Source organism: Herpetosiphon giganteus, from assembly GCF_016907925.1.
Classification (GTDB): Bacteria; Chloroflexota; Chloroflexia; order Chloroflexales; family Herpetosiphonaceae; genus Herpetosiphon; species Herpetosiphon giganteus.
The window spans coordinates 86,338-99,009 of sequence record NZ_JAFBCZ010000013.1; the positions used below are offsets into that span (position 1 = coordinate 86,338).

The 12,672-nt window shown below is 48.7% G+C and carries 10 protein-coding genes and 1 tRNA gene; 4 read left to right on the top strand and 7 right to left on the bottom strand.

Annotation, left to right across the window (positions count from 1 at the left end):
- Positions 1-40: 40 nt before the first annotated feature.
- The 7 genes from JOD20_RS13500 to JOD20_RS13530 all read right to left on the bottom strand — a co-directional run bounded on the left by JOD20_RS13500 (position 41) and on the right by JOD20_RS13530 (position 7,774).
- A complete protein-coding gene (locus JOD20_RS13500) occupies positions 41-901 on the bottom strand; it encodes a cytochrome c (protein ID WP_204755769.1) in 861 nt (286 codons plus the stop codon).
- 59 nt (positions 902-960) lie between these two features.
- Positions 961-2,649, bottom strand: coding sequence for a cytochrome b (locus JOD20_RS13505; RefSeq protein ID WP_204755770.1), 1,689 nt, complete (start codon positions 2,647-2,649; stop codon positions 961-963).
- A gap of 27 nt (positions 2,650-2,676) precedes the next feature.
- A complete protein-coding gene (locus tag JOD20_RS13510) occupies positions 2,677-3,396 on the bottom strand; it encodes a Rieske (2Fe-2S) protein (protein ID WP_204755771.1) in 720 nt (239 codons plus the stop codon).
- 231 nt (positions 3,397-3,627) lie between these two features.
- On the bottom strand, positions 3,628-4,077 hold the full coding sequence (locus tag JOD20_RS13515; RefSeq protein WP_204755772.1) for a hypothetical protein: 450 nt from the start codon (positions 4,075-4,077) through the stop codon (positions 3,628-3,630).
- 430 nt (positions 4,078-4,507) lie between these two features.
- Positions 4,508-6,193 carry a M3 family oligoendopeptidase gene (locus JOD20_RS13520; protein WP_204755773.1) on the bottom strand — a complete coding sequence of 562 codons (1,686 nt, stop codon included), beginning with the start codon at positions 6,191-6,193 and terminating at the stop codon, positions 4,508-4,510.
- 97 nt (positions 6,194-6,290) lie between these two features.
- Positions 6,291-6,367, bottom strand: a tRNA-Val gene (locus tag JOD20_RS13525).
- 27 nt (positions 6,368-6,394) lie between these two features.
- Positions 6,395-7,774 carry a cytochrome P450 gene (locus JOD20_RS13530; protein WP_204755774.1) on the bottom strand — a complete coding sequence of 460 codons (1,380 nt, stop codon included), beginning with the start codon at positions 7,772-7,774 and terminating at the stop codon, positions 6,395-6,397.
- A 227-nt stretch (positions 7,775-8,001) separates the two neighbouring features.
- On the opposite strand from JOD20_RS13530, the gene JOD20_RS13535 reads away from it, so the two are divergent.
- The 4 genes from JOD20_RS13535 (at position 8,002) to JOD20_RS13550 (ending at position 12,599) form a co-directional block, all read left to right on the top strand.
- A complete protein-coding gene (locus JOD20_RS13535) occupies positions 8,002-8,580 on the top strand; it encodes a hypothetical protein (RefSeq protein ID WP_204755775.1) in 579 nt (192 codons plus the stop codon).
- A gap of 292 nt (positions 8,581-8,872) precedes the next feature.
- Positions 8,873-10,951, top strand: a complete 2,079-nt coding sequence (locus JOD20_RS13540) for a PrkA family serine protein kinase (RefSeq protein ID WP_204755776.1) — start codon at positions 8,873-8,875, stop codon at positions 10,949-10,951.
- Between the two features lie 80 nt (positions 10,952-11,031).
- Entirely contained in the window at positions 11,032-12,135 is a 1,104-nt protein-coding gene (locus JOD20_RS13545) for a DUF444 family protein (RefSeq protein WP_204755777.1), read from the top strand.
- A 104-nt stretch (positions 12,136-12,239) separates the two neighbouring features.
- Positions 12,240-12,599 carry a four helix bundle protein gene (locus JOD20_RS13550; protein WP_204755778.1) on the top strand — a complete coding sequence of 120 codons (360 nt, stop codon included), beginning with the start codon at positions 12,240-12,242 and terminating at the stop codon, positions 12,597-12,599.
- The last annotated feature ends 73 nt before the right edge of the window (positions 12,600-12,672 follow it).

Here is a 12,672-nt window from a genome sequence, read left to right on the forward strand (position 1 = left end):
CTTTTAGGCTGGCGACAGCATGCCATCGCCAGCGCGTGCTTTACCGAGTCAAGGTCTTCAAGTAGGCGATAACTTCGAGAATCTTATCTTCGCTAAGGATCTGGCCTTGGGGTGGCATCACCCCATACGAAGCGCCATCTTGAGGATCTGGGCCAACACCTGGGCCACCACCACCATTCGTAATCCAATCTAAGACATTTTCGTCGTTGACTGGATTGCCGTTGGGCAGGGTTGTGCCAAATGCTTTGGTACCAGTTTCGCCAAACAAACCTGCCAAGCCAGGGCCTGTGCCGCTAGCATCGGTCTTATTGTGGCAGCTGATACAGTAGGTGTTGAAGGTTTGCTTGCCAGCTTCAGCCAATGGATCATCCAATGGTGGCTCATTTGGCGTTGGGGTTGGTGGCAAGCCTGCTTCGGTAGTTGCAGCCCACGATTTGGCTGAATCAAGCGCGACTGGCGAGATTGCGCCACCTTGCATCGACATGACATAGGCAGCGATGGCTTTAACTTGGTCATCGCGCATGCCTTGCAATTTCCAGGCAGGCATCGCCGTGCCAGTTTTGCCATATGAAATAATGGCTTCAACGTAGTTGCGCAATGAGCCATATTTTTTCTGAATCCCGTTTTCGCGGGTAAACGCTTCGGTGCCTGGGCCTAAGCGCCCTTGCAAATCGGAAAGCTTAGGAGCACCTTTGTTGCCTGGGCCTTGGCCTTCGCCAGCCAAACCGTGGCAGGTGGCACAATATTGTTCGTAGTTGCGCTGCCCGAACTCCAATTGCAAAGCATCTTGGCGCAAATTCGTGGCAACCAAACGATCATTCGTTTGGCCAATCCAGATAAAGCCAAGCAAGGCAACTGTTGCGAGGGTAAACAGCAGCGAAACTGCAATGTTTTTCGTCATAGGACGTGTTTCCTTATTCGACACGGCCCACGCAGCAACGTAGGCCGTGGATAAAAAACTTAGTTTCGTGGTTCCGTATCGCCAACGTGAACAACCCCATTCCGGTTGAGGAATTTATATTGGGTATAGCGGCTCTTTTCGGGAGTTTCGACCAAATTACCTTCTTTGTCGTAACCCGCCGTCGTCCATTCCATATCCAAGGTTACACGTTTTTGCAGAAGCCCATCAACTGCTGTTGAGAATTCGGCAGCATCGGTTTTTTGTTGATAGAGCCATGGCTCAATCGTCAAGGTAACCGTTGGGCGAACAAACAGCACGTCATATTCGGCCCATTTTTGCACGTCGTGTTTGAGTTCAAGCAGCATTTCTTTGAAGACTGGCGAGAGCGCTTCTGGCGCTGGGCCTTCGGCTACCCCAAATTCGCCTTCTTTGAATTCATTGACTGCTGAATCGTAATAGACTTTATAAACGAATTTTTCTTGCGGCACTTGGTCGAATGGCACTTCCATCACGCGACCTTCGCCTTCAACTGGCACATACGAAACGGCCAATTCGTTCGAACCGACTTTTTGAATCCCGAAGGCAGGCAAGCCCCCATACGAAACAACCACAAAGACGATCAACGAAATAATCCCGCCAGCAACCGCAAATTTGCGATCTTTGAAACGGCGTGAAGGGTTGCGATCGATGTATGGCAAGAGGAACAATGCGCCGAAGATAATCCCAGCGATGCCCAAGCCCCAAACGATCTTATCACCAAGCTTCAACATCCCTTGCAACCAGAAGAAGTACCATGGTGCTTGGGTGTGTTGGGGCGTTTCCAAGGCGTTGGCATGGTTTTCCAGCTTGGCATCCCAGAAGAAGTTGTTGATAAAGATAAAGGTAAAGGTCAAAACCACAATCACTGCCAACTCAAAGAACACTTGGTCGGGCAAGAAAGGAATTTTGCGCTTGGTTGGTTTTTTGTTTTCAAACAATTCGTGAATTGGCGAGATTTCTTGCTTGCGCACTGCATAGTAGTGAATACTGATGAAAATAATCGTCAGCATTGGCAACATAAAGATGTGCAGCAAGTAGAAGCGCAAGAGTGCGCCAGCGCCAATTTCTGCGCCCCCACGGAGCAAGCGGCCAATTGCTGGCCCAACCCCAGGTGCTGCGTCAGCCATCGACGAACCAATCGTCACCGCCCAGAACGCCAATTGGTCCCATGGCAAGAGATAGCCAGAGAACGACAACAACAGCGTCATAAAGAGCAGCAGCATGCCCGTAAACCAGATAAACTGGCGCGGAGCTTTATACGAAGCCGTAAAATAGGTTCGCAGCATGTGCAAAATCACCACTGCAACCATAAAGTGCGCGCCTAAGCGGTGAATATTCCGCATCAGGCCACCCAACGGCACGTCGTTCATAATCTTGGTCATGGTTTCGTAGGCTTCGTTGGGCGATGGCGAATAATAGATCATCAAAACGAGACCAGTAATCGCCTCAAGCACAAAGAAGAAAAACGACATCCAGCCAAGCCCCATGGTGTAATACCATGCGGTTGCTTCTTCGGATAACGAACGGGGACGAATGTGATACCAAAAACTATTCGAGTGCACCCGCATCCGTGGGTTGGGACGTGGTGCTGGCCCCCCACGCAGGGTTTCGCGCCACTCACGTGCTCCCATCGAAGGGAAGAACGAGCGGCCTACCTCGGTTAGCCAGCCACCCAAGCCCTTGCGCTTGCTTTCAGGCGATACAGCCATACGGAAACTCCTTCGTGACTGGGTAAACTAGCCGTGAGTTAGACCCGTCTTCTTTTTCCCAGTGTCTACTACCAATGCGCCATCTTCTAAAGTAATCGGAAACTGATCAAGGTTCCGAGGCGCTGGGCCAAGCACGTAATGGCTGTTACGTTCAAACGTCGAGCCATGACATGGGCAGATAAAGCGATTTTGTGAAGCTTGGAACGGAATCAAACAGCCCAGGTGGGTACATACTTGATAGATTGCAATCAAATATGCGCCATCACTAGTTTCGGCTCCAACCTCGTTATCGTTGGTTGAGACGATCCCGTTTTCAGCTGCACCTTTGCTTTTATCAACCTTAACAATGTAAAATTTACCAGCAGCATTTAATTCTGGTGCTTCTTCAGCGGTGTAGCTATCGCCAGCGCGGGCAAGCGTAAATTTACCGCCAAACTGGCCTGCCTTAATCCGTGGGTAAGCAAAGCCGCCGGTAACCCAGTCGGCACCACCAGTCAATTCACTGATTAACTCGTCGTCTTTGTTGGGCGCAATAATGCTACCAAGCCCAAGTGCCGTTAACACAGCCATTGAGCCAGCTGTAGCATAGGCCATAAATTCGCGCCGATTGAGTCCTTGCCGCTCGCCAACCGGCTTGCCAACTTTGGTACGCGTAACAGGGCTAACGCCTGCTTTGGCAGCCACCGCCTCTGCTTCGGCCTGAGAGACGATCCGCCGCCCTCCAGATTGTTTCGGGTTTTCAGCCATTATTCGGTTCTCCTAGCCGCCTTGGTTGTCGTTTGGATATCGTGGCAATGTCAAAAAAATACCGCGCACAGACGCTGAGGCGGGGTCACTCGGTATTGTAACACATTGCACAAAGGAGCGTCAAACGCATACCACAGCGATTTTTTGCCTTTATAAAGGCCTATTTCGCAATCCGACCATGCCAGTTTTTAGCTACTTTAGCAGTTTTTTCAGCTCCTCGCCTGCGCTGCTTTATTCAACATCGGGGTCTAAATGCCACAACGAAAAGAATTCTTTGTCTTGATCAGCACGATGCACATAGACTTCACCCAAATAGGAAATTGCATTCGGGCGCTCGCAATCAAGGCAGCGATAAATATCATACTTAAAACGCGTGCTCACCGGATTCGAGACTGTCGCATTAACTTCGTAGGCATCAGTGTTATGGCTGCCACACCAAGCACATTCCACCGGATAAACGATCACCCATAACGAGCGCCGAAAACGCCGCGGCGATTCGCGCACTTTGCGCCGCATAATTCGGTCGGGCCAGCGAATATCAACCATGGTCGCCTTGCACTCTGGGCAACGCCGTAGCTCATGTTGTAAGGTCACTTGCGGATTGACCACGCTAATAATTTCGCCAGCAACGACTGGCCCGCGATAGTCGCACCATAAACAGCCTTGAGGTTTATCTTCCATATATCGGCCTCGTCATTTAATTAATTCGTTCTATTAATCAGTAATTATACCCATGATATGCCGAGCGACTAGTTATCGAATTATGAATTATGAAGGATGAGGGATGAAGTAAAAGTTAAAAGGCAGAAGACATAAATCGATAGCCAAAAGAGTGGTCAGGGGCCAGCAATCAGGGGGCAGGTTTTAACGCAGAGGCGCAGAGAACGGATGACTATTGGCTTTGGGGAATAATAATCAAATACATCTGTGCCAATCTGTGGCTAAAAAACAATTCTTCGTGTCCTTCGCGTCCTTCGCGGTTTCTATAGCCAACAGCCATTCGTGAAATTCGTGGCGAAAAATCTTCAGCGGCTTTGGAATAGCTTAAACAAAAAGCCCCTCGCCTGCGTGCAGTGGGAGAGGGGTTGGGGTGAGGGGAAACTCTATTCAATTAGTCGCGTAATGCGGTCAGATGCGTATCAGTTAATCGCGCCAATTCACCAACCGTTTCGCGATCGAAGGCAAATTTTGCGCCAGCTGCGGCAAACAATTGGCTCAACGGCTTGGTATTGCCTAACGCCAAAGCTGAACGATATTGCGCCACTGCTTGAGCTTGATCCTTCATGGCATTGCGCCAAACTTGCAGCGCACCCAATTGGGCCAAACCATATTCAACGTAATACAATGGTACTTCGAAAATGTGCTGCTTGCGATGCCAGCCGGTGGTATGCACATCTTCTAAGCCACTCCAATCAACGACGCTCATGAAGCGTTGGTAGAGGTCTTGCCACACTGCGTCAAGCTGCTCGGCAGTCACATCTTCTGGCGCTTCAATATACACCCAATGTTGGAAGGCATCGATGGTTGCCATATACGGTAAGAAGTTGAGCATGCTCCAAAGGTGCTCTGAGCGAGCGCGGCGGGCATCCGCTTCGCTGTAAAAACCACCTTTATCCTTGGCCAAATAGGGCGCTGCCAACAATTCCATCGCCATCGAAGCTACTTCGCAAAACTCAGTCGGCCCATCGTAATTCCAAATGATGTCGTTGGTTGCTGATGATTCCATAAAGTGGAAGGCATGGCCACCCTCGTGCAACATTGTTTGCACATCGTCGTGGGTGCCAACCGCATTCATAAAGATGTAGGGCACTTTGGAGACAAACATGCCGCCACAATAGCCACCAGGCGCTTTGCCAGGCCGTGATGCCAAATCGAGCCAGCCATCGCGCATGCGGGTATATTGCGCACCCAACTCTGGATCAACCTTATCGAAGATGGTTTGGCAGACGCTTTCAAGCTCATCGGCACTTTGGAACGGGGTCAAGGCCGGGCGCGATTGCGAATCGACCATCATATCCCAAGGCCGCAAGCTCTCAACGCCCAACTCTTGCTGACGTACGGCCAACCATTTTTTAACCAAGGGCACAACTTCATGCTCAATCGCATCGTGGAAGGTGCGGCAATCGGCAGGCGTATAATCGAAGCGGCCATACAAATCCCAGACATAATCCAAATAGCTGGCTTTGTTGGCGTTGGTGGCAATTTGGCGGCGCAGCTTAAGTTGCTTGAGATAAATTTCGTTGAAGGCAGCCCGATCTTGCAAGAAGCGGCTGTGATAGGCCCGCCAAGCAGCTTCACGCACGCTGCGATCAGGGTCGCTAAATAGCTTAACCACTGCTTGCATGGTCAAGGTTTCGCCTTGCCATTCGATGCTCATTGCGCCCATCAGCTTGCTAAATTCAGCACTCAAGCGATCGACTTCGATCAGCAAAGGCACGTTTTCTTCACGGAATAAATCGGCTTCAGCCCGAACACGGCGCAGCATTTCCTGCATTTCGACGGGGAAGATTGCTGCATCAAGCGCCAATAATTTTTCTTTCAGCACTTGGCCAGCCACCTTGGATTTGGGAGTCAACTCCTCGATGGTGTAAAGATACAGCTCTTCAGCAGCTGTATCTTGGGTATTTTCAGTCATCGCGCGATAGGCACTAAAGCCAAATTCTTGCAGATGGGCTTCTAACGCGCTCCAACGGCTTAACCACGCGGTTGCATTGTCAGCCGAAAGCTCCTCAGCGGCAAGTGCATCGTAGTAGGGCTGAACTGTGGCCCAATCGCGTGGGTCAATTTTCAAACTCATGCCAGAACTCCTTGCTAGATTATTGCTACTCTCAAAGGGCAAAACCACCGCAAAACCATACACAAAAAAAATCGCCCTCGTTGAGGGCGATTGCGAGTGGTGGGCGGTACTGGACTCGAACCAGTGACCTCCACGATGTCAACGTGGCGCTCTAACCAACTGAGCTAACTGCCCACGCGCCCGCGTATACTACCATAGCTCTCAACTTTTTGCAAATTCAAGGCTTTGCTCGGCTAACTGACGTTGGGCCAAGCGCACCCGCAGCCCATGCTTCACCCCAAGCGTAATTTGCGGATCATACTCGACGCGCTGGGTTGGGTCAAGGGTGAAATCATAATGCTGCATTATTGTTGCCAACAACAATTGGGCTTCCATCATGGCAAATACGTTGCCAATACACACTCGCGAGCCTGCGCCAAACGGAATATAGGCATATTTATGCCGTGCCCGTTCTTGCTCCGAGCTGAATCGTTCAGGGTCGAAGCGCTCTGGCTCAGGCCAATAGCGTGGATTATGGTGCATTGCATAAGGGGAAACCATGGCTGCTTGGCGCGGCGTGATCGTTTGCCCAAGCACCGTAATATTTTCGGTTGGCACGCGGGCACTCAAGGCATAGGCTGGCGGATACATGCGCAAGACTTCTTTGATCACCATTTCGGTATAGGGCAATTTTTGCAAATCTTGCAGCGTTACCGAGCGACCTTGCAGCACCTCGTCGACCTCTGCTTGCAAGCGTTGGCGCACCTCAGGATGGTTGCCAAGCAAATAACTACACCAGGTCAAGGTATTGGCGGTCGTCTCGTGGCCAGCCAAGAAGAGCGTCACCACTTCATCGCGCACTTGTTGGTCGGTCATGCCTTGGCCGTTGCCATCGTCAATCGAAAGCAACAACATCGACAACAGATCGCCTGTGTCTTCGCCGCTTGCTCGGCGTTCGCGAATCACGCGCTGTACCACTTGGTCGATTTGCTTACTGGCATGCTCCAAGGCCCGATTGGCGCGAGTTGGCACCCAGCGCGGCAAGGGCACAGCTTGCTCGGAAATAATCGTGAAGTTGACCTGAATATCTTCTAAGGCTTGGCTGACCTGGCGAACTTCTTGCTCGCTGATGTCGGCATTAAACAGCGTTTTGGTCACAATCGTCAGCGTCAATTCCATCATGGCCTGATCCATATCGAGAATCGCCCCATCGTGCCAGCGTTTGAGCATGGCTTCGGTGTGCTCAACCATGGTTTCAGCATAGGCCTGAATCCGCTTCATGTGAAATGCGGGCTGTACCAGTTTGCGCTGCTTTTGATGATCAGCGCCATCGTTGCTGAGCAAGCCATTGCCCAAAAAACGCGACAGTAACTCGCGATCGCCAGCATTTTTGCGCACTTTATCGCGATTGGTCACCAACAGCTCTTGAATCCCATTGGGATCATTCACCAGATAGACGCGAAACGGCCCCACACGACAGGTTGTAAAATCGCCGTAGCTGGCCAAATATTCGAAAAAGCCCAACGGGCCGTATTTTTGTAAATCGCGCCGACTGCCCCCAAGGCGCGTTCCTTTGGGGCCGGGTAACATTTTAACCGTCATCGACTACCTCCAAGCTGAATATGCTGTATTGTTTGTTTATTGATTCGGTTGATACGCCGCAATGTACATTTATGAATTCCGTTCATAAATAATACGCCATCGGCATAGCCAAAAGCAAGCAGCATTGGATGAACAATTGTTAAGAGAAATGTGGTGCAGCCGACTAGAACTAGAACCATGTTTGAACGTATTATTGGAGTCGATTTCACATATGTGGAGTAAATACAATGAGTTATCGTGTTCCAACAAACAATCAGCACTTAACCCTCCAGCCTGGCGAAGAAATTCTGTGGGAAGGCCAGCCAGTCCAAGGTTTTAAATTTTATCCAATTGATTTAGCACCCATTATGTTTGGCAGCCTCTGGCTTTATTTCGGCATTACGAAAGTTCTCTTTGTCGAGAATGGCGAACCGTGGCCAACACCAATGCTCTCGATCATATTGAGCTTATTGCTCTTGTATGTGAGCTACCTCTTCATCGGGCGGTTGCTTTTTGGGCGCTACTTGCGCCGCTATACCTTTTATACATTAACCAATCGGCGGGCAATGATTCACATCCATTGGCTGAAGCGCGATTATCAACATAGTTACAATTTGGCGCAGCTCGATTTCATTAAACTTGATCGCCTGCCCAATGGCCAGCAAAGTATTATCTTCACTAATAAACGCGCATTATCCCCATATTTATTTCTTGGCGTAAATAGTGGATTTGCCACTTTCTTTGAAGGCATCCCCAATGCCGAAGCACTCTATCAGCAGATTTTAGCCCTGCAAGCACGCTTACAAAGCAAGCAAACGAGCGGCTAAATCACCTCTGCTGATCAACGCAGATGGGACTTTTGCGGCACATTTGTTTCTTGACGCTGAATCTTGCGATTGCTATAATTGAAAAGCCGAAGTTGCAACGGCGCTTCCTCTTTCACCATCCTCTGGCAGCGACCATTCTCAAATTTCATCAACCTGCCAGAACAATCGCCGTCCTTTGGTGTTGGCTCATTTTCAGTCGGCTTTGTCTGCGTTCCTCGGTATCTATCGGCGGACCCCACCCCTCCGTCGTCGCTCTGTTCCCGCCGCGTGGCGGTGATGTAGGAGGCCAACTATGACGACTCCCTCCGGCTCGCAACTGATGTCCTTGCTGAGTACCTTACAAGACCAGCAAAACTATCAGAATCTCCATTGGGTTGGCTCTTTTCAGGATTATTTGGATATTGTGACCAATAATCCAAAAGTCACCCGCAATGCCTTCCAACGAATTTACGACATGATTATGTCGTATGGGCTGGAAGAGTTCATCGATGCCAAAAAGAAGTTAATTCGTTATAACTTCTTTACCACCAACGAATTCGACGAGCAAGATGCCATTTTTGGCTTGGAAATTCCATTAATGCGCTTGGTTAATTTTTTCAAGGCTGCTGCCCATGGCTATGGCACGGAAAAACGGGTGCTGCTGCTGCATGGTCCGGTCGGCTCAGCCAAATCAACCATCGCTCGCCGCCTAAAACGTGGCCTCGAACGCTATTCGCGCAGTGAGAATGGCGCGCTGTATACGTTCGATTGGTTTTTGGGCGATATTGAAGATCTCGACGCTGGCGAGGTGAAGGATGCTGATTGGGACCCCTGCCCAATGCACGAAGATCCGTTGCACTTGATTCCGCTCGAAATGCGTGAAGCATTTTTAAAGGAATTCAACGCCAACCTCGAACCAGACGAACAGATTACGATTACTGGCGACCTTGACCCTTCGTGCCGCTATAATTTCCGCGATTTGATGCGCCGTTACAATGGCGATTTTGCCAAAGTGTTGCGCCATGTCCGCGTCCGCCGTTTCGTTTTCTCCGAACAAGATCGGGTTGGTATCGGCACATTTCAACCAAAGGATGAAAAGAATCAAGATAGCACTGAATTAACTGGCGATATTAATTATCGTAAGATTGCAATCTATGGTTCTGATAGTGATCCACGTGCTTTTAGCTTCGACGGTGAATTTAATATTGCTAATCGTGGAATTATTGAATTTGTTGAAATGCTTAAGCTCGACACAGCATTTTTATACGATTTGCTTGGTGCTTCGCAAGAACATCGCATTAAATCCAAGAAGTTCGCGCAAACACATATCGATGAAGTTATCGTTGGGCACACAAATGAACCAGAATTCCGTAAGCTTGAAAATAATGAGTTTATGGAAGCATTAAAAGACCGTACCGTTCGAATTGATATTCCATACATTACGCGTTTGCGTGATGAAATTCGGATTTACGAAAAGGATTTCAATTCGGAGAATGTTCGCGTGCATATTGCACCACATACGATCGAAGTTGCTGCCATGTGGGCAATTTTAACTCGTCTCGAAGAGCCAAAACGCGCAAACTTGACCTTATTACAAAAGATGAAGCTTTATAATGGTAAATCCTTGCCTGGCTTCACTGAGGATAATATCAAAGAATTGCGCAAGGAATCCCGCCGCGAAGGTATGGAAGGCATCTCACCACGCTATATTCAAGACAAAATTAGCAATGCCTTGGTTAATTATCAAAGCGATGGTGGCATAAATCCATTTATGGTGATGAATGAGCTAGAAAGTGGCCTCAAAACTCACTCATTAATCACCAATGAAGAAGATCGCAAACGCTATCGCGAACTCTTGGCAATCGTCAAAGAAGAATACGCTGATATTGTCAAAAATGAGGTACAGCGAGCAATTTCTGCCGACGAGGAAGCAATTAAGCGCTTATGTGCCAACTATATCGACAATATCAAAGCCTACACGCAACGCGAAAAAGTGCGTAATAAATTTACTGGAGCCTACGAAGAGCCAGACGAACGACTGATGCGCTCGATCGAAGAAAAGATCGATATTCCCGATAATCGTAAGGATGATTTCCGGCGTGAAATTATGAATTACATCGGAGCATTAGCAATCGAAGGCAAGACGTTTGATTATCGCACGAATGAACGACTTCATCGAGCTTTAGAACTGAAACTCTTTGAAGATCAAAAAGACAGCATCAAACTGACCAGTTTGGTTTCGAGTGTTGTCGATAAAGATACCCAAGAAAAAATCGATGTCGTCAAAACGCGCTTAATTCGCGATTTTGGCTACAACGATCAAAGTGCTACCGATGTGCTGAATTATGTTGCGAGCATTTTTGCTCGTGGCGATGCGACTCAGCGCAAGTAGGCTCGGACAAAGCGAGCGGATTCAATGGCGCATCTGCTCGCTTGCGTGCGTTCCTTCCACTAACAATCAACGGTGAGCCTATGCAACGAGTTGAACGTGATCTTAATCGCTTCCGCCAAATTGTGCGGGGCAAAATTAAAAAAGATCTGCGCAAATATATTTCTCATGGCGAGATGATTGGTCGCCAAGGCAAACTCTTGGTCTCCATTCCTGTGCCATCAATCGATTTACCACGCTTTCGCTTTGGCAAAAATCAAGGCGGCGTTGGCCAAGGCGAGGGCGAAAACGGCGATCCAATCGGGCGTGGTGATGGCTCGCAGCCAGGCGCAGGCGAGGCCGGCGAAGATTCAGGCCAGCATTCGCTTGATGTCGAAATGACCATCGACGAACTGGCCCAATTGTTGGGCGAAGAACTGCAACTGCCCAATATTCAGCCCAAAGGTAGCAAGAATATTATCTCGCAAAAGGATAAATATTCGGGCATTACCAAGGTTGGGCCAAATTCGCTGCGCCACTTCAAACGATCCTTCCGCGAAGCCCTCAAACGCCAAGTCGCCTCTGGCCAGTACGATCCCGATGATCCGGTGGTGGTGCCGATTCGCGATGATATGCGCTTTCGAACCTGGAAAACCACCGAAATGCCAGAAAGCAACGCCGTCATTATCTACAGCATGGATGTTTCTGGCTCGATGGGTCAGGAGCAAAAAGAGCTGGTGCGGGTAACTGCATTTTGGATCGAAACCTGGCTGCGCTCCCAATACAAGCATCTTGAAATGCGCTACATCGTGCACGACGCAGCAGCCAAAGAAGTGACCCAAGACGTTTTCTATCGGATTCGCGAAGGCGGTGGAACCAAAATTTCCTCGGCCTATCGCTTGGTCTTGAAACTAATTGAGGAGCATTATTCGCCCGCTGAATGGAATATTTACCCATTCCATTTTTCCGATGGCGATAACTGGGGCGGCGGCGACACCCGCGAGTGTGTTGAGTTGCTGCGCAACCAGATTTTGCCCAAAGTTAACCTTTTTTGTTACGGCCAAGTGCGTTCGTTGTATGGATCAGGGCGTTTTGCCCATGACCTGAACGAAAATTTTCGGGCCAACGAAACCATGGTCGTTTCAGAAATTGCCGACCGCGACGATATTTACAATGCAATCAAGGCCTTTTTAGGCAAAGGCAAATAGAAGGATGAAGGATGAGGGATGAAGGATGAAAATGCTAGCTAAATCTGAAATCAATCAAAATTTCTAATTTAGCTAGCATTCTGCTTAATTTCGGAGGATTTAACATGCAAAAGGATGTTGGTCGTGATGATTTACGCCAACGTACCACTCGTTTTGCACTCCAAATTATTCAACTGTACGGTTCTTTGCCAACCAGAGTCGAAGCAACAATTTTGGGTAAACAACTCCTGCGTTCAGGAACATCAGTTGGGGCTAATTATCGTGAAGCCCATCGTTCACGATCAGATAATGAGTTTATCGCAAAACTTGGCATCTGCTTACAAGAATTAGAGGAAACTGACTATTGGCTAGAATTATTACTTTTGGCCGACTTTCAAACAGCGATCGTTATTAATCCTTTACGTGATGAAACATCACAATTACTTGCTATTTTTACAACCATCGTTAAGAAAAAACGCTTATAACTTAAAGAACCATCTATAACCTATGATTTTGATAATCAAGCAGATTGATAGGGAAGTACTATCAATCCTCATT